Raw genomic sequence first — 26,000 nt, 5'->3', positions numbered from 1 at the left:
GTTTCTCTTTCCTAATCGATGTCATGCCAGCCCGACCCGATTACGCTGAGTCAGCCGGACACTCCCCATTTATAGAGCGACAATCTCGCGAGGGCTGTGACCTCACAACCACAGCGGCCAAGAACAGCTGTGGCAGGATTGTGGCGGCAATACGCAGATTATCCCCTTGCGACATCGCTGGACCTACAACGCACAGCTTGGCCATTGGTTCGACGCAGCAGCGAAAAAATGTCATTTTCTTGGCGAATATCGCTAGTTGACGCTACAGACTTACATTTCAAGAGGCTTACCATGGAAAAAGCGGCTCTCGTCACGGGAGGAGCTCAACGCATCGGGCGCAGAATCGTCGAGCGACTCGCTGCAGAGGGCTACGCGGTGGCGATCCACTGCCGCCGCTCGACGTCTGACGCTGAGCATTTGGCAGCCCAGATCAGGCGAGCCGGCGGGCGAGCGGTGGTCGTGCAGGCCGACCTCGCCGATGGAGAGGCCGTGGCTCGCCTGGTACCCGAAGCCGTCCGGGCACTTGGTCCTCTGACTCTCCTCGTGAACAACGCCTCCGAGTTCGAGCCCGACGAGGTCGGGACCCTGTCGCAGGAGCGTTGGGATCGTCACTTCGCCGTCAATTTGCGGGCTCCCGCCTTCCTCGCCCGGGATTTCGCGCATCAGCTGCCCGTCGAGGGCTGCGGCTGCATCGTCAACATCGTGGACCAGCGGGTGTGGAAGCTGACGCCGCAGTTCTTCTCCTACACGCTCACCAAGGCGGCTCTCTTCACCGCGACCCAGACCATGGCCCAGGCCCTGGCGCCGCGCATCCGCGTGAATGCCATCGGACCCGGCCCCACCCTGTCGAACGTGCGCCAGGGGGATGAAGACTTCAACAAACAGAGCGGCGCCGTGCTGCTGGGCCATGGCGGAACGCCGGACGAGATCGCCGATGCGGTGCTCTACCTTGCTGAGGCTCGCAGCGTGACAGGCCAGATGATCGCGGTCGATGGCGGCCAGCACCTCGCCTGGGAGACGCCGGACGTAGCCGGCATCAGGGAGTGAGCGCGATCGCCGAGATCAGGCGACCGTAATCCGGCTCTTGCCGGTGAGTGGTGCGGCGATAGCTGAAGAACCGCTCCTCGTCGGAATAAGTGCAGAGTCCGAGATCCGTGAAGGCGCCGATCCCTGCAGCCTTCAGGCGGGCGCCGATAAAGCCGGGAAGGTCGAACATGGCATGTCCCGGCCTCTCCGCCTCCTTGAGGAAGCGTTCATGGCCGGGCGCCTCCCTGGTGAAGCGCTCGATGAAGTCGGGGCCGACCTCATAGGCATTCTGGCTGATCGTGGGTCCGAGCACCGCGACGATGTTCTCGCGCGTCGCGCCCAGCCGCTCCATCGCCTCGACGGTGGATTCGAGAACGCCAGTCACCGCGCCGCGCCAGCCCGCGTGGGCTGCCCCGATCACACGGGCCTGCGCGTCGGCAAGCAGAACCGGTCCGCAATCCGCTGTCGTGATGCCAAGTGCGATCCCCGGCATGGAGGTCACCATGGCATCGGCTTTGGGGCGCTCGCCGCGCCAGGGGCCTTCCACGATCACCGCGTCGGGCGAGTGGACCTGATAGACGCTGATGAGGGCCTCAGGCGTGACGCTGAGCGCCTCGGCCATGCGCCGGCGGTTCTCCTGCACCTTTTCCGGATTATCCGAGGAGCCGACACCGCCGTTGAGCGAGGCATAGATGCCTTCCGAGACACCGCCCTCCCGCGTGAAGAAGGCGTGGCGGAGACCAGTCTGGGAGGAAAGGGCAGGGGCTTGGATGAACATGGGGCGATCTTACGAAGAGAAGGGCAGGGCGGGCAATCCGGGTACGGCCTGGATGGCTTCATGTGTAACGGCCAAAACCTTAAACAGCTCTCCCATCCCGGTCGGTCCGCGCTCGGTGAGGCGCGCGAGGGCGTGGTCGATGTCGGCCGCCTGGGCTGGCGTGGCGCGTGCCTTCAAGGCCTCCGCTCGCGCTTGAATCCCGAGCACTTGAAGAAACTCGCCCTGCGTGACGATGCCGTGAACCCGGGTGCCGTGCATTGCAGCGGCTTGGGCCAAGCGATGAAAATCCACATGGGTGGTCAGATCCGCCTCGCCCGGCTCCTCCAAGGGATCGACGGGCCGATGATCTTTAAGCGCCTGCAGGGTGTCGCCGAAGGCCGGCCCCCAATAGCCGTAATCCAGGATCAGGGCAGCTCCCCCATCGCGGGCAAGGCGCCCGGCGAGCCCGACCATGATGTCGATTGAGACGGCAGGCCATTCAAGGACATCGCCCAACCGCAGCGGCTTGCCGAGAGCGTGTTCCGGCTCCGCGCGCACGCCGAAAATCAGATCCTCGCCGTCGAGGCCCACCAGCCGTTCGCACCAGCCGCGGTCGGTGGCAGCGAACTGGCGGACCGGGAGCGCATCGAAGAACTCGTTGGCGATAAGCAGGGTCGGGCCTGACGGCACATCCTCGAGCCGGTCGTGCCATTCAACCGAGAAGCCTGAAGCAGCAAGAGGAGCCTGCTGGCGCTGCCTCAAGGCCGGACTCGTCTCGACGAGGTGAACCGTGGCAGCCGCTTGGAAGTCGGGCAGGAGGCAGGTCGCCCGCAGGAGATCCGCCATCAGGGTGCCGCGTCCGGGTCCCAGCTCCACGAGACGGCACGGCGCAGGGCGGCCCATGCCGTTCCAGACCTCCAGCATCCACAGGCCGATCAGCTCGCCGAACATCTGGCTGATCTCGGGCGCCGTGGTGAAGTCGCCGGCGGCTCCCAGCGGATCGCGGGTGGCGTAGTATTGCCTGAGGCACAGGCTCATATAGCGCTCGACCGAGATCGGCCCCTCCAGGGCGATCATCTCGCGCAACGTATCCTTCAGCGGCCTCACGCGGCCTCGATTGCCTGCCGGGGGCGCGTCAGACCGCGCGCTGCCAGCACGATGGCGCCTGCGCCCACGAGGGCCATGGGGATCGAGAGCAGCATGCCCATGGTGATGCCGCCGCCCAATGCCCCCACGGAGGAACCGAACAGGAAGCCGAGCTGCGCGTCCGGCTCGCGGAAGAACTCGGCCGCGATGCGGGCCAGCGCATAACCCAGCACGAAGATGCCACCGAGAAGACCCGGTCTGCGGAAGCCGAAGCGCCGTGCCGCGAACGCCATGACGATGAACAGGATCAGGCCCTCGCCGAAAGCCTCGTAGAGCTGGCTCGGATGGCGCGGCACCGGACCCGCATGGGGGAAGACCACCGCATAGGGTAAGTCGGGTGCCGGCCTTCCCCACAATTCGCCATTGATGAAGTTGGCGATGCGGCCGAAGAACAGGCCGATGGGCGTCACCACGGCGGCCATGTCGAGCATGGCCAGCGGGTTGAGTCCGCGTGAGCGGGCAAAGAGCACGATGGCGAGCACCGCGCCCAGGAAGCCCCCGTGGAAGGACATGCCCCCGCGCCAGACCGCCAGGATCTCCAGCGGCTGCGAGAGATAGGAGCCCAGGTTGTAGAACAGCACGTAGCCGATGCGCCCCCCCAGCACGACGCCGAGCGCCACCCACACGATGAGGTCGTCCACGTCGATGGGCTTGGGCTGCTTCGGGCCGCCCCAGAGATCGGCCTTTGCGGCCAGGCGCTTGGCATAGAACCAGCCGCCCAGGAGGCCCACCACATAGGCGAGCGCATACCAGCGGATCGCCAGGGGGCCGATGGAGATCGCGATTGGGTCGATGATTGGGAAGGAGAGCGGCATGAGCGGGCCTTGATCGAACGGGCTGCCATTGGACCCTTCAGGCGAGGATCGTCAACCCTGTTGCAGTTTAGGGCGAATGCGCCCATGTGTGGCGTTCCAGGGCCGATGGGCCCACCGAACGCTGTGGATTGACCCATGACCCAATCGTCCAACCGGATCTTCGATGAACTCGCCCGCTTCGCTACCGATGCCGCAGGGGCAGCGCAGGGTGTCCGCCGCGAGGTCGAGAGCATGGTCCGCAGCCAGTTCGAGCGGCTGATCAAGGATATGGACGTTGCCACCCGCGAAGAGGTCGAGGTTCTGCGCGAGATGGTGATCGCGGCCCGTGAGGAGAACGAGCGCCTCGAGGCTCGGGTGAAGGAACTCGAGGCGAAGTTGACGCCTGCCGGCGGCGCGAGCACTGCTGCACCCTGACCGGGGTGAAAAGCCGGCCTGCATCCGGCGCGGGGCTCCTGTTGTGGACAGAGGAATCCGGCGCATTGTGACGGAGGCCGAAATCTAAGACTGTCGATTATGAGCTGATTCGAGGTTGCCGCGGGAGAGCTTCCGAATACCGAAGGTATTCCGAGGTCTTTCTCCGAAAAGTGCCCGGATTGACGCAATGGTATTGCCCGAATGTGTTTACCATGTTCAGGCAACTGAGTTTTCAGGATCGACATGTCGCAGATTCATCTTGAAATCGACCGCGCAGAGCATCCCCTCGACGTGGTCGAGCGGCTGGCGGCCCTGCGGCATTGGATCTTCGATCGGGCCGAGGCGGACGAGATGTCCGTTTCCGTCTCCGGCCGCTGGGCCGATTACGATGTCGCCTTCACGTGGATCGAGGACGTGGAGGCCCTGCATATGGCCTGCGCCTTCGACCTGAAGGTGCCGGATCGTCGCCGGCAGGAGGTTGTCCAGCTCATCTCCGCCGTCAACGAACAACTCTGGGTCGGGCATTTCGACCTGTGGAGCACCGAAAACGTGGTGATGTTCCGGCACGCCCTGCTGCTGGCAGGCGGCGCCGATCCCACAGATGGGCAGTGCGAGACCATGCTGCGGGTCGCGGTGGAAGCCTGCGAGCGCTATTTCCAAGCATTCCAGTTCGTGATCTGGGCCGGCAAGTCGGCCCGCGAGGCCCTCGACAGTGTCCTTTTTGAAACCGAAGGCGAGGCCTAGAGCATCGGACCCAAAAGTGGATTTGCACTTTTGGGTCCGATGCTCCTTCTTAGAAGAGCGCATCGTCTAACGCGGAACACCGGTTCCCACCTTTCCGCACGATGCGCGACCTGCCTCGACAGGGCCTGATCGGCAGGGATAGATAGCGGTATTCCGCATCTCTTCCGTCAGGTCAGCTTATGTCTCCGAACGCTCCCCGCCTCCCATCGTCCCTCATCCTTGTTGGTGCCGGCAAAATGGGCGGCTCCATGCTGGAGGGTTGGCTCAAAGTCGGCATGAGACCGCAGGGCGTCACGGTGATCGACCCGCGCCCGTCCGAGGAAATGACCCGGTTTTGCCGCGAGCAGGGCATCGCTCTCAATCCTGCGAACCCGGCCGCGCCCGATGTGCTGGTGCTCGCCACCAAGCCGCAGATGCTGGATGAGGCAGCGTCCTCGGTGAATGCCTGCCTTGGGCCTCAGACCCTCATCATCTCCATCCTTGCCGGCAAGACCATAGGCGACCTGCGGTCAAGGCTTTCCGCCGCGGGTGCCATCGTGCGCGCCATGCCGAACTTGCCTGCCAGCATCGGCCGCGGCGCTACGGGGGCGGCCGTCAACGATCAGGTGAGCGAGGAGCAGCGGCTCATGGCCGATGCGCTCTTGAGCAGCAACGGCATCGTCGAGTGGCTTCCTTCGGAGGATCTGATCGACGCCGTTACGGCGGTGTCGGGCTCAGGGCCGGCCTATGTGTTCCATCTCGTGGAGTGTCTCGCCGAGGCAGGCGCCGCGGCCGGCCTCCCAAAGGACCTTGCCGAGCGCCTCGCACGCGCCACAGTAACCGGAGCGGGCGAACTCCTGTTCCAAAGCGACCTGCCGCCGGCGACGCTGCGCCAGAACGTCACCTCGCCCGGCGGCACCACGGCGGCGGCACTCGACGTGCTTATGCGTGACCCGAATGGGATGAAGGCTCTCATGCGCGAAGCCGTGGCCGCGGCCAAGCGGCGCGCCGAGGAACTCGCCGGGTGAGCCTTGGGATTGCTGCGGTGCATCCCTAGATTAGCCTCAACGGCATCACTTCAGGAGGTTGATCGTGACGGCACAGGCTTCCACAGCTCCGATGGACAAGCGCAAGGCCATCATCGAAGCGCTCATGGATCTCGCCGCCCGGCGCTCCTGGCATGAGATCGAGATCACCGACATTGCGAAGGCCGCCAATGTCACGCTCGCGGAGTTTCGCGATCTTTTTCCCTCGAAAGGCGCGGTGCTCGGCGGGCTGTCCCGCATGATCGACAAGCAGGTGCTAGAGGGAACGACGGACGACCTCGCCGGCGAGCCTGCCCGCGAGCGCATCTTCGACGTGCTGATGCGCCGCTTCGATGCGATGCAGCCCTATAAAGAGGCCCTGCGCCGGATCTCGCAGGACCTGCAATACGATCCCGTGTCGCTTGCAGCGCTCAACCAGGTGGCGCTCAACTCCCAGCGTTTCATGTTGGCGGCTGCCGGCATCAGCACGGAAGGGCCGCTCGGCACCTTGAAGCTCCAGGGCGCGGTGCTCGTCTATGCCAACACCATGCGCACGTGGCTCGAGGACGACGATCCCGCACAGGCCAGGACCATGGCGCGCCTTGATCGCGAATTGCGCCGCGGCGAGCGTATTCTGGAAGGCGCCGAAGATCTGCGCCGCCTGAGCGCTCCGTTGCGCGCGGTCGGCCGCGCCTTCATGCAGGGGCGCCGCTCATCCCGTTCCGAGAGGCGTCGCGCCACGGATGACAATGGCGATGCAGAGAATCCCGCAGCGGCGATCTGACAAGACGCAGAGGGGCACATGGATCAGGGGCAATTGATCTTACCGCCGATCACGTTTGATGATTTCCTGAAGGTCGACATCCGAGTCGGGCGAATCCTTGCCGTGGATCCCTTTCCGCAGGCGCGCAAGCCCGCCTTCAAGCTCACGCTCGATTTCGGCCCCGAGATTGGCACCAAGCGCTCATCGGCCCAGATCACGGTTAACCATACGCCAGAGGATCTCGTCGGCACGCTCGTGCTCGCCGTGGTGAATTTCCCGCCTCGGCAGATCGGGCCGTTCGTGTCGGAGGTTCTGACGCTAGGCGTGCCCGACGCCAACGGCGACGTCATGCTGATCCGTCCGGACCGTGACGTGCCGATTGGTGGACGGTTGTATTAGGTAGGTCCCAACTGTCATTCCGGGGCCGCGCAGCGGAGCCCGGAATCCATAAACACGACGCCTGTTGAGTTCCGCACTACGGAAGCCGCTTCGTCATATCCTCCACCGTCAGCGGTTATGGATTCCCGCCTTCGCGGGAATGACAGTGTCGATGTTTACAAGCCATTCTCGTCCCACGATCCCGGATCTTCGCTGCGCTTCGTCCGGAATGACGATTGCTGAAAGACTAGGCCGGCAGTCGCACCGTCGCACGCAAGCCTCCCAGAGGACTGTCACCGAGCACGATGTCGCCGCCATGGGAGCGTGCGACGTCACGGGCAATGGCGAGGCCCAGACCTGAACCGCCCTCGTCCTGGTTGCGCGCTTCGTCCAGGCGCACGAACGGCTTGAAAACCTCCTCGCGCATCTGAGGCGGGATGCCAGGCCCGTCGTCATCCACATGCAGCACGAGCCAGCGTGTTTCGTGATTGGCCGTGATCTCGATCCGGTCGCCATGCCGCGCCGCATTGCCGACCAGATTGAACAGCAGGCGGCGGAACGCATCGGGACGCACTGTGATCATCGGGTCTCCGACGATCTCGAGCTCCGTCACGTGTCCTTGCCGCTCGGCGTCCGACTGCACCTCTTCGAGCAGCTGCCGCAGGTCCGTCTCGACCGCCTGCTCGCCCGCATCGCCGCCCTCGCCGCGGGCGAAGGCGAGATAGCCTTCGAGCATGCGGCTCATCTCGTCCACATCGCGCTTGAGATCTTCGACCTCGGGTGTCTGTTCGAGGAAGACGAGCGACAGCTTGAAGCGCGTCAGGATGGTGCGCAGGTCGTGGCTCACACCGTTGAGCATCGTGGTGCGCTGTTCCATGTTGCGCTCGATGCGCCGCTTCATTTCGAGGAAGGCGTGACCGGCCTGGCGCACCTCGCGCGCGCCGCGCGGGCGGAAATCGATCTCGCGTCCCTTGCCGAGAGCTTCGGCTGCTTCCGCGAGCCTCAAGATCGGCCTGATCTGGTTGCGCAGGAACAGGATGGCGATACCGAGCAGCACGAAGGATGAGCCGCCCATCCACACGAGGAAGATGTGCGAGTTCGATGCGTAAGCCTGGCTGCGCCGCGCCAGAACGCGCATCACGTCGCTCTGGTCGAGCTTGATGCGCACTTCCACATAGCTCGACCGACCGACCGTATCGATCCAGTAGGGGCGGTCGATCTGGCGGCGCAACTCGTTCGAGAGGGTTTCGTCGAGAATATCGAAGAACGGCTTCGGCCCCGGCGGCGGCAGATCGGTGTTGCGCAGGATATCCACATCGAGCTGCAGGCGCTCGGAGGCGATGCGCGAGAGGGTGCTGGTGTTCCTGTCTTGCGGGTAGCTCTCGTAGATGTCGATCAAAGCCGAGATGTCTGCCGTCACAGCCGATGACAGGCGGCGCGTCACGAGCTCGTAGTGGCGCTCCATGAACACGTAGGCCACGACGGATTGCAGCAGGATGACCGGCGCGATGATGATGATGAGCGCGCGCGCATAGAGACCCTTCGGCAGGAAACGCCCGAACCAGCGCGCGGCGTGGTCGAGGGGCGAGTAATTCAGGGTCGCGCCGATCTTCATCGGTCGATCACGAGCCGATAGCCGATGCCGCGCACGGTCTGGAGAAAGATCGGGTTGGCCGGGTCGGTTTCGATCTTGCGCCGCAGGCGGTTGATCTGGACATCCACCGTGCGCTCGTTGGCGGCGATCCCGGTTCCGGACAGCGCCTCACGGGGCACGTTGTCGCCCGCCTGGCTGCCGAGAATGGTCAGGATCTCGCGCTCGCGCTCGGTGATGCGCACCATCTCGTCGCCTCGCCGCAACTCGCCCCGGTCGAAGCGGTAGGAGAAGGGTCCGAAATGGATCACGTCGGGCGTGTCGCCATTGGCAGCACCCGGCACAGGCACCGCGCGCTTGAGGATGTTGCCGAGACGCAGGAGCAACTCGCGGGGCTCAAAGGGTTTCGACAGGTAGTCGTCCGCGCCGATCTCGAGGCCCGTCACCCGGTCGGAGGTGTCGGATCGGGCGGTGAGCATCAGGATCGGCACCTGGGAATGCTCCCGTAAGGAGCGGGCATAGTCGAAGCCGGTTTCGCCCGGCATCATCACGTCGAGGACGAGGGCGTCGAAGACGAAGTTCTCCGCCTTTGCCCGCGCCTCAGCGGCGCTGGCGGCGGCCGTCACCCGATAGCCGTTTTCGCTGAGAAACCGGGTCAGCAGGTCGCGTAGACGGCGGTCGTCGTCCACCACGAGGACATGCGGGGCGTGGTCGGGAATGTCGATGCGTGCATCCATCGGGTCTAACACTTCACTGTCGCGGACCCTGCTTTATCAGGTTTCCTCAGACCCGAATACGAGGTGCTTCACATGGGCGCTGCTGTCGGGATCGATCAGGCTCAGGAGGTAGCGGCTGACCGCATCCTTGGCCTCGGGCTCCATGCCCGACAGGGCGCGCATGATGCGGCGGGTCTGCAGCTTGGCGAGCTTCAGGGCGAGTTCCCGGCCTTGAGGCGTAGCGAAGAGCAGGCGCTGGCGCCGGTCGGAGGTGCCCATCCGGCTCTCGATGAAGTCCTTTTCGATCAGCTCCTTGAGGACCCGGTTGAGACTCTGCTTGGTGATGCGCAGGATATCGAGGAGTTCCGCGATGGTGAGACCCGGGTTGCGGCTGACGAAGTGCAGGACCCGGTGGTGCGCCCGTCCGAAACCATACTCATCCAGGATCCGGTCCGGATCGCTGACGAAGTCGCGATACGCGAAGAAGAACAATTCGATCAGGTCATAGGCCGGGGTCTCGGCGAGGATGTCCTTGCCGGAGTGATGAGACTTCAAAGCCGGAAGAGCGTCAGGCACCATCCTGTTCCCAAATTTTATGTCAGCCTTGTTGACATATCTCAGGACGATTGTTACTCGTCAAGCCGCTTCCGCGAAATGAATGAAATTGAAATTGGCTGGGAGCGCACCGGAAATTACCCGACCCCGGTTGCCACAAGGTCGGCCTTCAAGGAGAGAGACGATGTCCGCGACCCCCTTCGATCAACGTGATGGATGGATCTGGTACGACGGGCAGCTCGTACCCTGGAAGGATGCCCAGCTTCACGTTCTCTCGCACGGCCTTCATTATGGGTCGTCGGTGTTCGAAGGCGAGCGTGCCTATGGCGGCGCGATTTTCAAGTCGACGGAGCATTCGGAGCGCTTGAAAAAGTCGGCTGAAATCCTCGATTTCGAGATTCCCTACAGCGTGGCCGAGATCGACGCGGCCAAGCGCCTCGTGCTGGAAAAGAGCGGCATGAAGGATGCCTATCTGCGCCCCGTCGCATGGCGCGGTTCGGAGATGATGGGTGTAGCCGCGCAGGCCAACAAGATCCATCTCGCCATCGCAGCCTGGGAATGGCCGAGCTATTTCGACCCGGCCGAGAAGATGAAGGGCATCCGCATCGATATGGCCGAATACCGCCGTCCCGATCCGGCGACCGCGCCATCCGCTGCCAAGGCCGCGGGCCTGTACATGATCTGCACCATCTCCAAGCACAAGGCGGAGCGCAAAGGGTATGCGGATGCGCTGATGCTCGACTGGCAGGGCCGTGTGGCCGAATGTACGGGCGCCAACGTGTTCTTCATCCGTGACGGCATCGTCCACACGCCGATTGCCGATTGCTTCCTCGACGGCATCACCCGCCGCACGGTGATCGACCTCGCCAAGCGCCGAGGCTTCGAAGTGGCCGAGCGCCGGATCATGCCGGACGAGCTCCCGAGCTTCAACGAGTGCTTCATCACCGGTACGGCGGCCGAAGTGACGCCCGTGTCCGAGATCGGCCCGCACAAGTACCAGCCCGGCAACATGACCAAGGTTCTGATGGACGATTACTCGGCCGAAGTGCAGCCGAAGAGCAAGGCTGCCTGAGGCTTCCACTTCTCATATCCTTGATGTCATGCCCGGCCTCGTGCCGGGCATTCACGTTTTTAGGCAGTCTCAATCATCGGGATCATTGTGAGCAATGACACGGATCTCGACGATGGCCCCTTCACGCCTGAGGCCCGCCACTTCAACCGCCGTCCAGGCCGGGTAGGGCTCGTCCAGGTACTCGAGGCGGATTCGATCGAAGATGTCGAAATGATCCCGCAGACCGACATGATAGGTTGTCATCTCCACAATTGACTCAAATGTCAGGCCACCTGCGCGCAGCACGGATCCGATCTTCTCGAAAGCGTTCCTGATCTGGGTTTCCGCATCATCCGGCATCCGTCCGTGCGTGTCGCTCCCGGTGACGCCGGTCAGAAACACGTGGTCTCCAGAGACAATGCCAGGAGACATTTTCAACCGGTCGGCCGCCGCTCTGAAGTCAGGCGGAATGATTGCGCGTTTGGCCATTGAGCAGCCTCCAGAAAGCAACTGAGCTGAGATCATGGCCTAAGGCGGCCCTGACGCTCAACATCCCAGGCGCAGCTTAAAAATCCTCCGCATCGGGAATGCGGTTGAAGGCGATCTTGGCGCCTGCATAGCCTCCAGGGATCGTCACCCAAGGGCCCCAGTGCAGCAGGGTCTTTCGGTGGCTGACATTAAGCTGGTCGGCGATGGCGGACAGGTATTCCATGCGCCGCTTGAGCTGCGCTTCCGGCGCATCATCGAACAGGTCGTCCTCGATGTCGCTTAGAGGCACCAGATCGTGCAGGGCCACATGAACGCTGCGGCTGCGATGCATCTCCTCCCGCTCGGCATGGCGGAACAGACGGCTCAAGGACGCCAGCAGGGACGGGTCGTCCCAGGTGGCCCGGAAATGTTCCTCCCCATACCAGCCCGCGCTGTTCCTGTCCGTCAGCCAGAGGGCGAGCGCTTTGGATGCAAAGCCGGCGCGGCGCATGCGGGCCGAAGCCTTGGCGAGCAGCACCCGGGCGGCCGCATAGGCGCCGCTCAGGGAGCGCCAGTCGGCGGGAAGAACCCGTCCGTGGCCGAACATGCGGCGCCGGGTCTCGGGCCGCTCCACGGTGTAGCCGTGCAGCCCCATCCACAGCCGCTCCCCCTCGACGCTGCCCCAGAGCCGGCGCAGCTCCTTGGGCTGGAGCCGCCAGAGGGCGGTCATATCGCCAACTCCGGCGCGGGCAAGCCGCGCCGCATTGCCCCGCGCGATGCCAGGGATGTCCGTGAGATCGAGCGAGAGCAGGGGGCCGGGCAGATCGTCGGGATGGAGCGCTACCAGACCGTCGGGCTTCTGCATCTCGGCAGCGATCTTGGCCAGCAGGTCGTTGGGGCCCAAGCCCACCGAGCAGGTGAGGGTGGGGCCGATCCGTCTGGCGATCACGTCCTTCACCCGCTGCCCGATCGCGAGCCCCTGAGGCCATTCCGAGGGCATCAGCGCGCAGACCATCTCGTCGATGGAGCAGACCGCCTTGACGGGGATTGCGGTCTCAATGGCCTCCAGGATCTGCCGGTGCAGTTCCACATAGGCCTCGTGCCGTGCCGTCACGAGAATAAGGCCGGGGCATTGCCGGCGCGCATCGCGAACGAAAGTGCCACGCTTGAGTCCTTTAGCCTTCGCTTCCCTGCTGACCGCGATGAGTCCCGTATGCTCGGAATCGACCGGGATCACTCCAACGGGCCGGCCGCGCAGATGGGGTTGAAGGTGCTGTTCCGCGCTGGCGAAGAAGGAATCGAAGTCGACATAGAGCCGCTCCAGACCCGTGGGTTTGCGCATCGCCGTCCACCTTTTGTGTTTCGTGAACAAAGCAAGAACACGAGCTTGGCAGCGAGTCGAGGGCCATATCTGTGGATAACGGGGATGAGTCTCCGGGAGTAATCCGCCTTTCTCTGAGGAACCAAGGCCCTGGAAGCGTGTTCTCGTTTCAGAACAAAACTAGAACAATAGGAGTCCTGCATGTCTTCGCACGGCAAAGTGAATTCCGGTGCTTCCGCTAACCATAAGCCTTCCGCAGAGGCAGTTAACCCGAAGACCAATCCCGATCCTTCCGACAACCAGATCAAGGATCCGGACGAGTGGGTGACGGGCGACGAACCCATGACCGGCGCCCAAGCATCCTACCTCAAGACCCTGTCCGAACAGGCGCACGATCCCAAGGCTTTTGATCCCAAGCTCGACAAGGCCGAGGCCTCGAAGCGGATCGATCAGCTGAAGCAGAAACAGGGTCACTGACAGATCAAAGACCTACGTCATGGCCGGGCTTGCCCCGGCCATCTCTGTTCTGGGAGCGCGGCGCCTTGCAGCATCGGGATCACCGGCACAAGGCCGGTGATGACGGGAAGGGCAGAGGCTGTTGGAGCCTTAGCCAAAATCGAACGTCCCACCCTTCCGCAACCCCTCGGGCATCACCACATTATCTCCAGGGAGCGTCATGCTCCGCAGGGATGAAACAAAAGACGATGATGAATTTAGCTTCTCGCCGCAGCCGGATCATGATGGTCCTGGCGGCCGGTCTGATCTTCGCCGGAAGCGCGGCTGAGGCTCGCGTCGGACGGGGCGGGGGCAGCTTCGGCTCGCGCGGCTCGCGCACCTACACGCCTCCGCCGGCCACGCGCACGGCCCCGGACGCCGCAGCCCCGATCCAGCGCTCGCAAGTTCCGAACCTGGGTCCCAACGTGACCCGTCCGGGCACTCCGGCGCCCAACGTGGCGCAGCCGCGCCGCTTCGGTTTCGGCACGGGTCTCATGGCCGGTCTCTTCGGCGCCGGCCTGCTCGGCCTACTGATGGGTAACGGCTTCTTCGGCGGCCTCGGTGGCCTTGCCTCGATCTTCGGCCTCCTGCTCCAGATCGGCCTTGTCGTCCTGCTGGTCTCCTTCGCCATGAAGTGGTTCCGTAGGCGACAGCAGCCGGCCTATGCAGGGTCGGCCCAGGGGCAGGGCTATGCCCGCTCCATGGGTGGCAGCGTGCCCCCGACAGGCGGACGGCCCACGAGCGGTGGCCTCGGCGCGGGCTTGGGCGGCCTTGCCGGTGGTCTGGGTGGGGCGCTCGGCGGCATGTCCAGAGGGGCTCAGCCTCAGGGTGCGCAACCCCGTCCCGGCGTGCGGGATGAGATCGGCATCGGCGAGCGCGACTTCGCGGATTTCGAGCGTGGCCTCGTCGAGATGCAGGATGCCTATTCCCGCGAGGACGTCGCCAAGCTCTGGACGATCGCGACCCCAGAGATGGCCGGCTACATCCAGGAGGAGCTGAACGACAACACGGCCCGTGGCGTCGTGAACAAGCTCTCCAACGTACGCCTCAACCAGGGTGATCTGTCTGAGGCCTGGCGCGAGGGCGCAACGGACTACGCCACCGTGGCCATGCGCTTCGGCATCACCGACGTCATGGTGGACCGCGCCAGCGGCCGCGTGGTGGAGGGTGATTCGAATAAGGTGGAAGAGGCGACCGAGCTTTGGACCTTCCGTCGCGATCAGGGCGGTTCCTGGAAAGTCTCGGCGATCCAGCAGGCTTAAAGCCGATATGCAGACGAATACGAAAGCGGCCGGTGAGAACCGGCCGCTTTTTTGTTGGCGTAAATGCGTGTGATTACTCTGCGGCCTGACGGCGGCCTGCGTGGGAGCCCTCACGTACCTCTTCGATGATCTTGTTCACGAAGGCATCGAGGTCGCCGGGATTGCGGCTGGTGATGAGGCCGTGATCGGTCACCACCGTCTCGTCGCGCCACTGCCCGCCGGCATTGATCACGTCCGTCTTGATCGAGTGGTAGGACGTGCATTGCTTGCCTTTGATGACGCCGGCTTCGATCAGCAGCCAAGGCGCATGGCAGATCGCCGCCACGGTCTTGCCCGAGGAGTAGAAGGCGCGGATGATCTCGATCGCCTTCGGCTCCGCACGGAGCTTGTCGGGATTGATCTGTCCGCCGGGCAGCACGAGGGCATCGTAATCCGCCGGGTTCACATCCTCGATGTCCTTGTCGACGGACACGGTCTTGCCCCAGTCATTCTCATCCCAGCCGTAGATCTTGCCGGATTTCATGCGTGACTTCGGGGCCGCAACCTCCACCGTTGCGCCGGCATCCGAGAGCTTTTCCTGCGGCACCATAAGTTCCGACTGCTCGAAGCCGTCGGTCGCCATGATGAGGATTCTGGCCTGTTTGATGTCAGGCATGAGGCTTCTCCATCGTTTTCGGGAACTGCTTCTGGAACGAGTGAAGGGGGGCGCGGTTCCGTGCGAAGACCGCAATCGGAACCCTGCTCACGCGGACTTGTTGACCCAATCACGGGTTTGAAAAGTGAGGAGGAAACGATGGTCAATCCGGGAAGCCCCACAAACGAACCGCTGCCGGGCGGGAACATCCCGAGCGAGGTGCCGCCAGGAACCATTCCTGATGAGGAGCCGGACATCGGCCCGACCGGACCGCGCACGCCCTATCCTGTGAACGATCCAGGCATCAACGATCCGAAAGGCCCTGGCTCCGAGCCCGATTACCTGCCCGGCAACCCAACGGATCCTGGCACGCGCTATTAAACGGAAATAACGGTGGGCGGGCTGCCGATCAGCCCGCTCAGATCTCGAGAATGGCGTAGGGCTTGCCCGTCGGCTTCTCGATGTGCTTGGCCACATTGTAGACCGGCTGACCTCCCGGCGTGCGGCCCTCGAAGCGGCCGCGATGGGCATGGCCGTGCACGATGGCATTGACCTTGAAGCGGTCGATGGTTTCCGCCAAGCGCGATGAGCCCAGGAACGGGTAGATCTCAAGCGGCTCGCTCTCGATCGTGTCGGTGACCGGCGCGTAATGCAGGATGACTACGGAACGTTTGGCGCGCACCTGACGCATGGCGTTTTCCAGCCGCAGCGTCTCGTTCATGGTCTCGTTGACGAACTGCTTCATGGCCGGCTCGCCGAAATAGCCGAGCATCCGCCGGCCGAAGCCGCCGGCAAATCCTTTCACGCCGACAAAGCCGACGCCGTCGATCTCAACCGACTGGCCGTCGAGCAGCTTCATGCCGGCATCGCGCAGAATCTGCGCCACCTCTTCATGCGCGCCGCATTCGTAATCGTGATTGCCGAGCACGCCGACCACGGGAATCGAGCAGGCCTTCAGGTCCTGCGCGAGAAGCTCCGCCTCCTTCGGCTTGCCGAGATCTGTCAGGTCTCCGGCCAGCACCAGCACATCCGCCTCTCGGGAGATTTCCCCGAACAGATCGCGGTAGGATTCGGCATTGTCTTCACGAACGTGAAGGTCGCCCATGGCTGCGACCTTCAGGGTTGTTTGCACGTCACTCATTCCGCCATTCACCTTCGCCGCCGACATCGGCAAAGCCCCATTCCTTCACGTCGATCTCGTAATCGATGCGGGAAAACATCCGCCCGCGGCAGACCTTCATCTGCGGAGGCGGAAGATCGCGTTGCTTGGAGAGCCTGTCGAGAAGCTCATCCATCACCCAGCCGGGGACCTTGTCGCGCTCGGACGGGTAGATCCAGCGGAAGTTGAGCAGGTGCATGAGCAGCACCTCCCAATGCACTTCCATATAGGCGAGGAGCCCATGCCAGTCGATCTGATCGTGTGCCTTCAGGATCGTGTGCGCCACGTCGGCACCGTCATAGCGGTGGCGCAGCTGGATGAAGCATTTCGACCAGACGAGTTCGGTCGGGCCGACGATGCGCACAGGAATGCCGAACACCTCGATCTGCCGCGCATGCTCGAACCAAGGATCGCCGATCGGCATGGTGCCGTTCGACGAGGCGAATATCACGTCGAAGAAATACTGGCCCTTGAACACCTTGCCGAGCCAGCGGTCATCCTCGATCTCGATGGAGTAGCCGAGGCTCTTGAAGTGCGAGAGAACGCGCGTGTAGTCGCCGGCCTTGCAGAAGATGTCGAGGTCCTTGGTCGGTCGCGTGATGCCCGTATAGGCCGAGAGCGCGTAGGTGCCGGCGAGCAGGAAGGGCAACCCGAGAGAGTTCAACTCCCGAAGAGCCTCTGCATAGAAGCCCTCCGATTCCGGGTGTTTGAGGGTGGGCTCCGCCTTGGCGTCCATGATCGGCACGGACGGATATGCGCCGGAGGTGAGATCTGGGTCGTGAACTGCCATGGGCCCTGTCCGAAGCGCGGCCAAGAATGACCCGCGTTCGACAACCGAATGGCATTCATGAAGTTCCGCTGAAGCTTAAGCTTGATGCCGGAGAGGTGATGGCCGGCTCAGGCTCGCAGCCGCCGCTCCTCGGATTTTTGCTGCAAGGGGGCGCAAAGACCGAGGTTCGTCCAGACGCCGAGGGCATTCTCCTCGAACTCGGCAACACGCTTCCGGAGTTCCGCCTCATGCTCCGCACCGTTCAACGGCTTGCCATCCTTCAACAGACGCTGGCCGGCGGCCGACAGAGTGGTCCCGACGAAGCCGGCTGTAACGGTCCCCTGCTCGTGGAGAGACAGCCACATCAGCTGGTTGATGCGATCAGCCGCGATGCCGCCACCTGTGACCGGTGAGGCGAAATGGCTGAACTTGCGCTCGAAGCGCGACTGGTTCGCAACGGCCCTGTTGAAGCGATCTGCTTGGAGTTTCCGTTCGGCAAAGCCCTGCTCCGGCAGGCAGGGTTGGCAAGAGCCCAGGGCGACAAGCAGCGTGAGGGCCTGGATCACGCGGTTGACGCCCGCTTGTGCCAGAGCAGGCTCGGTCATGATCTCGCGCAGCGTGCGGGGCCCCTTCTCGATTGCCGCGATCAGGGGATCGTAGATGCCGCTGTGCAGTTTGACAGCGTGGCGGAGGCCACGCAGCTCGCGCGGGATCTTGCTGCCCTTGGCCGTGAGGGCAAAGGGCGTCCCAAGCCATTGCTCGCGTACCTGCTGAGCGGAGAGGCGGACCGCTCCCTTGACGAAGATGCCGCGACGGAACTGCTGATCGACGATGTGATCGCGCGTCATCTGACGCAGGGGAATGTCGTCGATTCCGGCGAGGAACTCCTGCTGCTCTTTCGTCAGATTGATCTCGTCGAGATTTTCCAGCGCGTTCGCAGGACCTACCCAGGTCAGCTTCGCCTCCGCGAGCTCTTCGGCTAGGTCTGTGAAGTAGAATGGCTCGAGTTCGCTATTGAGATACTCGTGGGCGATGTAGTTGGAGTTCTGGTCCTTGAGCTTTTCGATCTTTTTCGCCAGCTTGGGATGGCTCGCGAAATAACGCGTGTCGAGCTTGCCGAGCTTATCCGCCACTTCGAGGAAATTTTTAACACGTGACGGTCCGGTGAGCCGCGATCCTTGAGCTCTTGTATGCTCCAGGAGCAGGCGCCTGAGCGGCATCATGGAAGCCCAGCCCGGCATGGTGTTGTAGGAGATATAGACAATGCCGCCGGGCTTGAGCTTGCGGCGGATGAACTCGACGATCGTCTTGCGATTTTCCGGAGAGATCCAGCTGTAGATTCCGTGCAGGGTAATGAAGTCGAAATCCGGTAAGTCATTGCGGCCGAGGAAGTCGGCGAAGCTGTCGTCGTAGAAGTGGACGTTTTTCAGTTCCGCTGCCTGAGCGAGGCTCTGCGCACCGACGATATGACCCGGGTTGAAGTCGGTGGCGTGGAACTGGATGTGTGGGTTCGCAGCCGCCAGAAGGTTCGTCGAAAAGCCTTGGCCGCATCCGAGTTCGCAATAGGCCAAGGACGACGAGCGGAGATCCGGTGCCTGCACGCCCTGCAGGAGCGACAGGAAGCTGAGGAGGCTCGGCGTCAGCTCCTGATAGAAGCCGTGGGTATACTCGACATCGACAACATAACCGGCCGACCAATTCGCCATGACAATATCCCGGTCGCCTGAAGATGCGGCTTACGGCACCGAACCAGGCAGAAGAAAAGTTATAAAGTAACCTATGTCAGGCGGCCGGATTCAGATCAATGCTTTTCTGGTGACCTTGAGGAAGATTGGTTAAGCCTAATGGTCCCCGTGCGAAACACGCGCATCGCGGGGGCTGTTGAGAATCTCGAGCAGGCTTTGGGCAATGTGCCTTGCCTCATCGTCCTTCAGGCGCAGCAGGAAAGGCGGCATCGCTCCGGCTTGAAGGGCCACCACAGCCATGCCGTGCTCGTCCATACCGATATCGATGGTCTGAGACGTCACGTCCACCAGTTCCTCAGGCATCTCCTCCCCTTCCTCCCCGACGCTCTCGCCGATCGCGGCGAGGAGCTGGCTCACGGCCCTGACCAGCGAGCGGGCAGCGTGGGGGTCCATGACCACGGCGGTGGATTGTTCGCCCTTCTGGAACGCCAGCTGGATGTTGTCGCCTTCGAGCGTGACGGAAATGCCTGCCATCGATGTCCTCTTCCTTTCCGTCCCATATGGGGCCTCATCGCGGTTGGGGAAAGGCAAAGGCCTTGTTACGACGGATGCGCCTCGTCCCCAAGGGGAGAAGCGCATCCTGGTAAATCAGTGGTCGCGTCGTATCGCGAGAATGCGTCAGACGCCGCTGCCCGAAGCTCCGCCGGTTCTGCGGGGGCTGGGGGCCGTGGCGTCGCTCGACGGAGTTCCGGTGCTGCCGGCTCCCGCGGCTCCGGCGCCGGACATCATGGTACCGGCAATGCCTGCATCGGCCGCCTGCTGGATGCGCAGGTTGTTCTGCACATGGGTGACGCCGGAAACGGCCTCTGCGATGTCCTCCGCGTGGCGCTTCTCGAAGCGGCTGTTGACCGTGCCGGTAAGCGTCACCTCGCGGTTCTCGACCCTCACGTCGATCTCGGAGGCGTCGATGTGCGGATCCTCGGTAAGGTGGTCGTTCAAGTCCTCCAGGATGCGGGCATCGGACCGCTGATAGCCCTTCGGGCCACGGCCGCGATGCTGGCCGGCCTCGTGCATGTCGCGGTCGCGGCGGCGCTCGGCGTCGTCATCCCCGAACCAGGACCGCACCTCGTCACCGGCCCGCTCGAAGAACCCGCGATCCTCGTTGTAGTCGCGCGAGCCGCGGCCGAAGCTCTCGGACCCGGAGCGGCCGCGTCCATAGCGGTCCTGCCCGAACCGGTCCGGATCGTGCCGGCGGTCGGTGTCGAACAGGGGTCGCCCCTGGCCGCGCTCCTCACCGACCACATCGTGCCAGTCGAGGGCCGAGCCGCCGGTGCCGTAGCCGGCCGAGTCCCCGAAATCGCGCTCGCGGCCATAGCCTTCGTCCGAGCGACGGTCGGAGCCGGCGTTCCGGTCGTAGCCGGCGCTGCGGTTGCCGAAGCCGCGGCGGGCGATGTAGCCGTCATCCTGGTCGCGCCAGCCGGAGTCCTGATTGTCGTAGCGGTTGCGATCATTTGCCATGATTGCGCTCCTCCTTGCTGTCATTCGGGCTCTTGGAGAGCCCGCTCTTGCGCAACCAACGTGAGGCGCGAACGTCTGTTCCTGGGCCGGAAAAGCCCCCAGCGGCGTGTTTTTCTCGCTCCGCTTGAACGGTCCAGCCGCCGTCGCATTGAGACAGTGGGGTCTTCAACAGCATGACGAGGTTAACGATGGCGGATCTGTCCGGATTGAGCGACGAGGCGCTGGCGGTGTTCGCCTTCGCGGCCTACCACCAGTTTTCGAGCGGCCAGATGGTGCGCAGCGTGGTGCAGAAGGACGGAGCCGGCCACAAGGCGAGCGACGCTGCCGTGGAGGAGCTTACGGGCCGAGGGCTGATCGAGGCCGACGGAGCCGAGATCCGCTTCACGTCGCAAGGCGAGGAGGCCCTGCAGGGGGTGATCGCCGGCATCCGGGGCAACCGCTAAAAGCCCGGCTGGCCAAGCATTCATCCAAGCATTCATCGCAAGAGCGCCCAGGGGAGGAGCCCCTGGCTTTGCCTTGCATTTGCCCCATCCGTACCCTACGTAGTTCTGATCGACATTTGGCCGGACGACTGGGCTTCCCGCTTTGGCACTGCCGGGCGCACGTTCCTTCTCTACCATCTATCGACTAACGGGTGTCTGGCTTTGATGCTCGCATCCACGTGCAAACGACAGTGAAAAGGGAATTCCCCATGGAACAGGGAACCGTGAAGTGGTACAATGAAACCAAGGGTTATGGTTTCATCCAGCCCGACAACGGCGGCAAGGACGTGTTCGTTCACGCTACGGCGCTCGAGCGCGCCGGCATGCGCGGCTTGCAGGAAGGCCAGAAGATCTCCTATGAGCTTCAGACCGACCAGCGCACCGGCCGCGCTTCTGCAGTGAACCTGCAGAACGCCTAAGGTTTCATGCCGGAGAACGTGCTAAGGCACGTTCTCTCGCATCTGAGCCGTTCCGGGTGAGGGGCGGCTTTTTTGTTATGAGGAAAGGCTTTGCATGGCAAAGGAAGAACTGATCACCTTTGAAGGACTTGTGACCGAAATTCTGCCCGATGCGCGCTACCGCGTGCAGCTCGACAACGGGCACGAGGTCATCGCGTACACGGCCGGCAAGATGAAGAAGAACCGCATCAAGACCCTCGCCGGCGACCGCGTGACCGTCGAGATGTCGCCCTACGATCTGGAGAAGGGCCGTCTCATCTTCCGTCACAAGGATTCGGGTGCCTCTTCCGGTCCGCGCCCGCCGCAGCGCGGCAACCAGCAGTTCCGGCGTCGCTAAAGCATCGGACCCAAAAGTGGATCTGCACTTTTGGGATTGACCCGATGCTTCCTCACTAAGCGAGAGCATCGTGAGGCGCCCCTTGCGGAGCGCCTGCTGATGGAAAGCCTAGGTCAGGCGACCGCGTGCATCACCGAGAGGGTGACGCGGTCCGGGCCGAGATCCTCCTCCATATCGGTGAGGTGCATCAGCTCGGCGAGGCGGTTGCGGGCCCGGTTGACGCGGCTCTTGATGGTGCCCACCGCACAGCCGCAGATCTCCGCCGCCTGCTCGTAGGAGAACCCGGAAGCGCCCACCAGCAGCAGCGCCTCGCGCTGGTCGTGGGGCAGGCGGGCCAGGGCCTTCTGCAAATCCTCGAAATCGAGATGGGGCATCTGGTCGGGCGCCACCGAGAGGGTGGCCGCGTACTTGCCGTCCGCATCCTCGACCTCGCGGCGGCGCTTGCGGTATTCGGAATGGAACAGGTTGCGCAGGATGGTGAAGAGCCAGGCCTGCATGTTCGTGCCCGGCTGGAAGCGGTCGATATTGGCGATCGCCCGCATCAGGGTTTCCTGAACAAGGTCGTCGGCGCGGTCCACGTTATTGGTCAGCGAGATGGCGAAGGCGCGCAGGTTCGGCGTCGCCTTGAGCATGGAATCGCGGAGACTAATGTCGATACTCATGACTGATGCTTCTCCGGCTTACGCTCGTCCAGCCGATTGATGATCTCGATGAACCGGTCCGGAACCGGCTGCTCGCCGAGCGCCAGCGTCTCGTAGAACTGACGCAGCCTCTGGCCGATCTGGGCCTGCACCGAGCGGCTCAGGGCCGGAGAGGACGATCCGTGAAGGCCAGGAACATTCTCTGTATCTTCGTTGCGCATGGGGTCTGGATTCTTCTTCTGCATGAGGTGTCCTGGGCATTCGTGGACTAGCGACCTCCCGTCGGGACCGCGCTGAAAGCGGCACCCAATCGCCGAGGAGGTAACGTCAGGCATTTGTGATCGTTCCGCCCCGGAACCTACCCCTTCGGTGCTCATCCACAGGCAAAAGCTGACCCCTGGAAAGCGGGAACCTTTCCCTAATGGCCAAGTTTCCCACCCATGAAGCGCGGCCGTTCCCAAGGCGCGCCACCAAGGAGAATTCCCCATGGGTATCAGCACCATCCTGCTCATCCTGGTCATCCTGCTGCTCATCGGCGCCGTGCCGGCCTGGCCGCACAGCCGCGGCTGGGGCTATGGCCCGAGCGGCCTGCTCGGCGTTGTCCTCGTCATCCTCATCATCCTGCTGCTGATGGGACGGCTCTGAAGCCGATAAACCCTGACTGAACCTGATGGCCGGGGATTCCCCGGCCATTTTTGCGCCCAGCGACCAAACGGCCCAGTGGGCTGAAATTGGGCCAAAATTCCTGGCCGGCCTGCCGGAACGTGATATCAGACGGGTGGCGGACATCGCTCCGCTTCATTGTTGAACAGCCCGTTTGAAATCAAAGAATGAAGGTTGGAAATGGCACGATATTTCGGGGGCCGCGGGGCCGACCTGCTGCGCGGCAGCAAGGGGACGGACCTCATCAAGGGCTATAATGGCAACGACCGCATTTACGGCGGGGCCGGCGACAACACCATCGACGGCGGCGACGGCAACGACCGGATCTGGGGCGGCGCTGGCAACGACCTGGTGACCGGCGGCAACGGCCGCGACCGGATCTGGGCCAATGCGGGCAACGACACCGTCGATGCGGGCGCAGGCCACGACATCGTCTTCGCCGGGGCCGGCGACGACAGCATCAATGGCGGCGCGGGCGCCGACGACCTCCAGGGTGGCGCCGGCAACGACGCCATCCTCGGCGGCGACGGCTTCGACATGATCTTCGCGGGCGAGGGCAACGACGTGGTCAACGGCGGCGCCGGCGCGGACTTCCTGCGCGGCGGCAAGGGCCAGGACACCTTCACCTTCGACGTGGGCTTCGGCCGCGACCGCATCCGCGACTTCAGCCAGGCCGACGACCTCATCGACCTGCGCAACACGGACGTGACCGCCTTCGAGCAGCTGAAAATCGCCATCAAGGGCGGCGCCACGGTGGTGGAGACCGGCACCGGCACCATCGTGCTCCAGGGCTTCAAGGGCACGCTGGCGGCGGACGACTTCCTGTTCTGAGAGGCACGGCCTCTGCGGATACGAAAGGGCGGCTCGCGCGCATCGTGCGGAGAAGTGGTCCCGGTTCTCCGGTCCACACGATGCGCGCTTTAAGAAGAAGCATCGGATTGACCCCAAAAGTGGCTTCCACTTTTGGGTCCGATGCTTGAGCCGCCCTTTTGCTTGAACGGGATGGCTTGTTTTCAGGCCCTCTCGCCCGGCGGCCGATAAGCAATCGACGAAGCCTTCTGCAGGGCGGCCATGGTCTCCTCGACGCTCAGCAGGACGGTGGTCTCGAAGGAGCTGACCGCGCCGCCGGAGCCGATCGCCAGCGCCGTGGCGGCCATCGAGACGTTGTCCGGGGCCTCCCACAAGGTGTAGCCGTCGTGCTCGCCGAAGGCATACCAGAAACCATGCAATGTCCCGCCGGCCGCTTCGATATAGGCCTTGGCGGCCGTTCGGCGGTCCTCGGGGTTCCGGATGAGCTTCGCCCATGTTGCCGGCGTGTAGCTGAACCGGGTCAGGTAGAACGTCATTGGCTCCTCCCTCGCGCTGCATCGGACGTGAGAAGGGAATGTGCACGTTCGGCATCCATCCGATGCTCCGCCCTTGGCCGGCCACCGTTGAGAGCGGACCCGGAGGCCCGCACGATGCGCCGGCCCTCTCCGGCGAGAGGCTCAGCATAGCACCTTTGGTTCTCGTGGGACGGAGGGTCATCCGTTGTTGCCGCCGCCCGCTCGCGCTCAGCGCGGGGGAGGCTGCCGCAACCGCCATGCGGGGGATCATGAACGAGGACATGACAACGCGCCTGTCGATGGAACGGGAGGCTTACGGCCCCAGGGCCGGATGGCTCAGCGTGCCGGACCTGAAGTCCGCCTGCCGTTCGCCGCACCGGCCTCCCGGTCACATCCGCCCGCAGGGCGGCCTCGCCTTCGCCTTCCGGCGCTGGTCGTACCAATAGGCCCGGTACTCATCCAGCTCGCAGCGGACCGCATCGGCGAAGAGGTGGCGGTATTGCAGGTAGCAGGGCGGGCCGAAGCCGCCCTGGCAGCCTTCGTTGCGCCGGCACGTGCGCCTGCGGCAGATCCGGTGCATCCGGAGCAGGTTGGACAGGCGGGCCAGGGTGTCGTCGAAATCGGGCATGTCGAACAGGGGAAGGTCGTCGTCGTCGATCATGATGAAGTCTCGGCAATGGTGAGGGCGGGAATGAATGAAAAATGCGTCAGCGAAGAATGCGGGGATGAAGCAGGCATGACCCTTCGCTCCCAGGGCCGTTCGGCCCCGGGTTTGAAGGCAATCGAGGGTGGCGCGTTGGGCAGCCCGGCTCGATGATGTGTGGTGGGAAGTGAGAGCCAAGCTGCTCATCACGCGCGGTTTGTTTCAGCGGACCTGGATCAAGCCAGGATCGGCCACCTGCGATCACAGGCTTGCGAGGCCTGCGGCAGGACCGCTCCTTGCCCCACTGCTGCGACGCCTCGCGAGCGCGCCCATCATCGGACGAGGATGTGAGATGATATAGCCGAGCTTAGGACAGAAGTCAAGAACGAATGGGGAACTTACACATTCGCCCTGATTGTGTCATGGGGGCTTGTCCCGGCCATCCACTTCCTTACCCCCGTCCAAGCGCTCTCAAGCCTTTTCCTGAAAAGCAGTCGTGAGGCTGCGCTTCGAAGGATTTTCTAGAGAGCGCTGGTGCCTCCTTCTAGACGGTTGCTCAAGTGGCCTCATCAGGATGAGGGTTGTGGGTTCTGAAGCAGGGATGATTAGGCCTGCCCTCAGAGACGGTGCGAGGACAGTCACGAGGTGGGAGGGGGAATCGCCTCGTCAGATCATGAAAGCGCTCCTGATGTTGCGGGCGAGCGCTAACGATAACGGAGCAGGATAGTTCAGCTTGGCAGATAGACAACTTCCATGGCTCAAGCAAGTTGAAAGATTAGCGGATCATTAAGGATGTAAAGCTGAAATCCTTGTTATTCAAATTTTATCCCACTTAGGTCAGCTATACGTTTCGTTACCGCTAGCGACGAAGGAACAAAAATTCTTAATTTTTCGAGCGCTTCAGTAGCTGAGACAGCAGAGTTGATTTTGATCATCGCTGTGTGAAAATCATCCAAAGATCTCTGAAAAATTAGAATAACCTTTCGGCTCTCTTGGTCTTGAAGAATGGCTCCTAGTGGATAGCATCTGACACTTGGTACCCACGTTAGACCTCCACTACGATAGCGCTGCACCTTATTGTGAGGGCATTGCTATGGCAGATTCCTTCGATAGCCGCGCCGACATCTTGGACCACATCCTTCAGGTCCGTGCCTATATCGACACCTTTGTCACCGAGATG

The 26,000-nt window shown here is 63.1% G+C and carries 33 protein-coding genes; 15 read left to right on the top strand and 18 right to left on the bottom strand.

Annotated features, from left to right (window positions below; all coding sequences use genetic code 11):
- The first annotated feature begins 291 nt into the window (after positions 1 to 291).
- Positions 292 to 1,047, top strand: coding sequence for an SDR family oxidoreductase (locus IC232_RS00165; protein WP_190842678.1), 756 nt, complete (start codon positions 292 to 294; stop codon positions 1,045 to 1,047).
- Here IC232_RS00165 and pgeF read toward each other — a convergent pair.
- From pgeF to lgt, 3 genes are read right to left on the bottom strand one after another with little or no spacing between them, the layout of a single operon-like run.
- Entirely contained in the window at positions 1,037 to 1,804 is a 768-nt protein-coding gene (pgeF, locus tag IC232_RS00160; protein WP_190842674.1) for a peptidoglycan editing factor PgeF, read from the bottom strand. The genes IC232_RS00165 and pgeF overlap by 11 nt on opposite strands.
- Positions 1,805 to 1,813: 9 nt before the next feature.
- Positions 1,814 to 2,890 carry an SAM-dependent methyltransferase gene (locus tag IC232_RS00155; RefSeq protein WP_312895082.1) on the bottom strand — a complete coding sequence of 359 codons (1,077 nt, stop codon included), beginning with the start codon at positions 2,888 to 2,890 and terminating at the stop codon, positions 1,814 to 1,816.
- Positions 2,887 to 3,744, bottom strand: coding sequence for a prolipoprotein diacylglyceryl transferase (lgt, locus tag IC232_RS00150; protein WP_190842667.1), 858 nt, complete (start codon positions 3,742 to 3,744; stop codon positions 2,887 to 2,889). Before lgt ends, IC232_RS00155 begins: the two co-directional genes overlap by 4 nt.
- A 135-nt stretch (positions 3,745 to 3,879) precedes the next feature.
- Between lgt and IC232_RS00145 the strand changes: the two genes are divergently transcribed.
- From IC232_RS00145 to IC232_RS00125, 5 genes are all read left to right on the top strand, one after another.
- Positions 3,880 to 4,158 carry an accessory factor UbiK family protein gene (locus IC232_RS00145; RefSeq protein ID WP_190842665.1) on the top strand — a complete coding sequence of 93 codons (279 nt, stop codon included), beginning with the start codon at positions 3,880 to 3,882 and terminating at the stop codon, positions 4,156 to 4,158.
- Between the two features lie 243 nt (positions 4,159 to 4,401).
- Positions 4,402 to 4,902 carry a YbjN domain-containing protein gene (locus IC232_RS00140; protein WP_190842662.1) on the top strand — a complete coding sequence of 167 codons (501 nt, stop codon included), beginning with the start codon at positions 4,402 to 4,404 and terminating at the stop codon, positions 4,900 to 4,902.
- Between the two features lie 179 nt (positions 4,903 to 5,081).
- Complete coding sequence (gene proC, locus IC232_RS00135) at positions 5,082 to 5,909, top strand: pyrroline-5-carboxylate reductase (protein ID WP_190842659.1); 828 nt, start codon at positions 5,082 to 5,084, stop codon at positions 5,907 to 5,909.
- Positions 5,910 to 6,000: 91 nt separating this feature from the next.
- A complete protein-coding gene (locus tag IC232_RS00130; RefSeq protein WP_190843408.1) occupies positions 6,001 to 6,690 on the top strand; it encodes a TetR/AcrR family transcriptional regulator in 690 nt (229 codons plus the stop codon).
- Positions 6,691 to 6,708: 18 nt separating this feature from the next.
- On the top strand, positions 6,709 to 7,068 hold the full coding sequence (locus IC232_RS00125) for a tRNA-binding protein (RefSeq protein ID WP_190842657.1): 360 nt from the start codon (positions 6,709 to 6,711) through the stop codon (positions 7,066 to 7,068).
- Between the two features lie 226 nt (positions 7,069 to 7,294).
- Here IC232_RS00125 and IC232_RS00120 read toward each other — a convergent pair whose 3' ends face one another.
- Genes IC232_RS00120 through IC232_RS00110 form a run of 3 tightly spaced genes read right to left on the bottom strand, consistent with a single transcriptional unit; the run spans position 7,295 to position 9,933 of the window.
- Entirely contained in the window at positions 7,295 to 8,662 is a 1,368-nt protein-coding gene (locus IC232_RS00120; RefSeq protein WP_190842654.1) for an ATP-binding protein, read from the bottom strand.
- Positions 8,659 to 9,375 carry a response regulator gene (locus tag IC232_RS00115; protein ID WP_190842650.1) on the bottom strand — a complete coding sequence of 239 codons (717 nt, stop codon included), beginning with the start codon at positions 9,373 to 9,375 and terminating at the stop codon, positions 8,659 to 8,661. Before IC232_RS00115 ends, IC232_RS00120 begins: the two co-directional genes overlap by 4 nt.
- A gap of 36 nt (positions 9,376 to 9,411) precedes the next feature.
- Complete coding sequence (locus tag IC232_RS00110; RefSeq protein WP_190842646.1) at positions 9,412 to 9,933, bottom strand: MarR family winged helix-turn-helix transcriptional regulator; 522 nt, start codon at positions 9,931 to 9,933, stop codon at positions 9,412 to 9,414.
- A 160-nt stretch (positions 9,934 to 10,093) separates the two neighbouring features.
- Between IC232_RS00110 and IC232_RS00105 the strand changes: the two genes are divergently transcribed.
- Complete coding sequence (locus tag IC232_RS00105) at positions 10,094 to 10,981, top strand: branched-chain amino acid aminotransferase (RefSeq protein ID WP_190842643.1); 888 nt, start codon at positions 10,094 to 10,096, stop codon at positions 10,979 to 10,981.
- 69 nt (positions 10,982 to 11,050) lie between these two features.
- On the opposite strand, the gene IC232_RS00100 is transcribed toward IC232_RS00105, so the two are convergent.
- Positions 11,051 to 11,449 (bottom strand): RidA family protein, encoded by a 399-nt coding sequence (locus tag IC232_RS00100; protein ID WP_190842639.1) that lies wholly within the window; start codon positions 11,447 to 11,449, stop codon positions 11,051 to 11,053.
- Positions 11,450 to 11,525: 76 nt separating this feature from the next.
- Complete coding sequence (locus tag IC232_RS00095) at positions 11,526 to 12,770, bottom strand: Y-family DNA polymerase (RefSeq protein WP_190842637.1); 1,245 nt, start codon at positions 12,768 to 12,770, stop codon at positions 11,526 to 11,528.
- 180 nt (positions 12,771 to 12,950) lie between these two features.
- On the opposite strand from IC232_RS00095, the gene IC232_RS00090 reads away from it, so the two are divergent.
- Positions 12,951 to 13,226 carry a DUF3072 domain-containing protein gene (locus tag IC232_RS00090; protein WP_190842635.1) on the top strand — a complete coding sequence of 92 codons (276 nt, stop codon included), beginning with the start codon at positions 12,951 to 12,953 and terminating at the stop codon, positions 13,224 to 13,226.
- Positions 13,227 to 13,453: 227 nt separating this feature from the next.
- Positions 13,454 to 14,506, top strand: a complete 1,053-nt coding sequence (locus tag IC232_RS00085; RefSeq protein ID WP_190842632.1) for a Tim44 domain-containing protein — start codon at positions 13,454 to 13,456, stop codon at positions 14,504 to 14,506.
- Positions 14,507 to 14,579: 73 nt separating this feature from the next.
- Here IC232_RS00085 and IC232_RS00080 read toward each other — a convergent pair whose 3' ends face one another.
- Positions 14,580 to 15,161: a type 1 glutamine amidotransferase domain-containing protein gene (locus IC232_RS00080; RefSeq protein WP_190842625.1), complete on the bottom strand. Its 582-nt coding sequence runs from the start codon at positions 15,159 to 15,161 to the stop codon at positions 14,580 to 14,582.
- Positions 15,162 to 15,299: 138 nt separating this feature from the next.
- Here IC232_RS00080 and IC232_RS00075 point away from each other — a divergent pair, with 138 nt between their 5' ends.
- The gene (locus IC232_RS00075; RefSeq protein ID WP_190842622.1) at positions 15,300 to 15,521 is read left to right on the top strand and encodes a hypothetical protein; all 222 of its coding nucleotides are present in this window, start codon (positions 15,300 to 15,302) and stop codon (positions 15,519 to 15,521) included.
- Positions 15,522 to 15,558: 37 nt separating this feature from the next.
- On the opposite strand, the gene IC232_RS00070 is transcribed toward IC232_RS00075, so the two are convergent.
- The 5 genes from IC232_RS00070 to IC232_RS00050 all read right to left on the bottom strand — a co-directional run bounded on the left by IC232_RS00070 (position 15,559) and on the right by IC232_RS00050 (position 20,271).
- Positions 15,559 to 16,281, bottom strand: a complete 723-nt coding sequence (locus tag IC232_RS00070) for a metallophosphoesterase (protein ID WP_190842620.1) — start codon at positions 16,279 to 16,281, stop codon at positions 15,559 to 15,561.
- A complete protein-coding gene (locus IC232_RS00065; protein ID WP_246811977.1) occupies positions 16,274 to 17,089 on the bottom strand; it encodes a nucleotidyltransferase family protein in 816 nt (271 codons plus the stop codon). Before IC232_RS00065 ends, IC232_RS00070 begins: the two co-directional genes overlap by 8 nt.
- 107 nt (positions 17,090 to 17,196) lie before the next feature.
- The gene (locus IC232_RS00060; protein ID WP_190842618.1) at positions 17,197 to 18,774 is read right to left on the bottom strand and encodes a class I SAM-dependent methyltransferase; all 1,578 of its coding nucleotides are present in this window, start codon (positions 18,772 to 18,774) and stop codon (positions 17,197 to 17,199) included.
- Positions 18,775 to 18,909: 135 nt separating this feature from the next.
- Entirely contained in the window at positions 18,910 to 19,287 is a 378-nt protein-coding gene (locus IC232_RS00055) for a hypothetical protein (RefSeq protein ID WP_190842615.1), read from the bottom strand.
- 144 nt (positions 19,288 to 19,431) lie between these two features.
- The gene (locus IC232_RS00050) at positions 19,432 to 20,271 is read right to left on the bottom strand and encodes a BON domain-containing protein (protein WP_190842613.1); all 840 of its coding nucleotides are present in this window, start codon (positions 20,269 to 20,271) and stop codon (positions 19,432 to 19,434) included.
- Between the two features lie 188 nt (positions 20,272 to 20,459).
- Between IC232_RS00050 and IC232_RS00045 the strand changes: the two genes are divergently transcribed.
- From IC232_RS00045 to infA, 3 genes are all read left to right on the top strand, one after another.
- A complete protein-coding gene (locus IC232_RS00045; protein WP_190842611.1) occupies positions 20,460 to 20,714 on the top strand; it encodes a hypothetical protein in 255 nt (84 codons plus the stop codon).
- Between the two features lie 248 nt (positions 20,715 to 20,962).
- A complete protein-coding gene (locus IC232_RS00040; protein WP_190842609.1) occupies positions 20,963 to 21,172 on the top strand; it encodes a cold-shock protein in 210 nt (69 codons plus the stop codon).
- A 94-nt stretch (positions 21,173 to 21,266) separates the two neighbouring features.
- Complete coding sequence (infA, locus tag IC232_RS00035; protein ID WP_009494617.1) at positions 21,267 to 21,548, top strand: translation initiation factor IF-1; 282 nt, start codon at positions 21,267 to 21,269, stop codon at positions 21,546 to 21,548.
- Positions 21,549 to 21,661: 113 nt separating this feature from the next.
- Here the strand turns inward: infA and IC232_RS00030 are convergent, their stop codons facing one another.
- Both IC232_RS00030 and IC232_RS00025 read right to left on the bottom strand, forming a co-directional pair.
- Positions 21,662 to 22,210, bottom strand: a complete 549-nt coding sequence (locus tag IC232_RS00030; RefSeq protein WP_190842607.1) for a sigma-70 family RNA polymerase sigma factor — start codon at positions 22,208 to 22,210, stop codon at positions 21,662 to 21,664.
- Positions 22,207 to 22,434: a NepR family anti-sigma factor gene (locus IC232_RS00025; RefSeq protein WP_190842605.1), complete on the bottom strand. Its 228-nt coding sequence runs from the start codon at positions 22,432 to 22,434 to the stop codon at positions 22,207 to 22,209. The genes IC232_RS00030 and IC232_RS00025 overlap by 4 nt, the downstream gene beginning before the upstream one ends.
- A 241-nt stretch (positions 22,435 to 22,675) precedes the next feature.
- Here IC232_RS00025 and IC232_RS00020 point away from each other — a divergent pair, with 241 nt between their 5' ends.
- Together IC232_RS00020 and IC232_RS00015 are read left to right on the top strand one after the other, a co-directional pair.
- On the top strand, positions 22,676 to 22,834 hold the full coding sequence (locus IC232_RS00020; protein ID WP_036351188.1) for a DUF3309 family protein: 159 nt from the start codon (positions 22,676 to 22,678) through the stop codon (positions 22,832 to 22,834).
- Between the two features lie 198 nt (positions 22,835 to 23,032).
- Entirely contained in the window at positions 23,033 to 23,683 is a 651-nt protein-coding gene (locus tag IC232_RS00015; protein WP_190842603.1) for a calcium-binding protein, read from the top strand.
- A 182-nt stretch (positions 23,684 to 23,865) separates the two neighbouring features.
- Here the strand turns inward: IC232_RS00015 and IC232_RS00010 are convergent, their stop codons facing one another.
- On the bottom strand, positions 23,866 to 24,198 hold the full coding sequence (locus IC232_RS00010) for a GYD domain-containing protein (protein WP_190842601.1): 333 nt from the start codon (positions 24,196 to 24,198) through the stop codon (positions 23,866 to 23,868).
- Between the two features lie 367 nt (positions 24,199 to 24,565).
- Positions 24,566 to 24,838, bottom strand: a complete 273-nt coding sequence (locus tag IC232_RS00005) for a hypothetical protein (protein ID WP_190842599.1) — start codon at positions 24,836 to 24,838, stop codon at positions 24,566 to 24,568.
- Positions 24,839 to 26,000 lie beyond the last annotated feature (1,162 nt).

This window comes from Microvirga sp., from assembly GCF_014699075.1.
Classification (GTDB): domain Bacteria; phylum Pseudomonadota; class Alphaproteobacteria; order Rhizobiales; family Beijerinckiaceae; genus Microvirga.
Note: the sequence above shows the minus strand (reverse complement) of the source record. Positions and strands in the feature narration are given on the sequence as shown.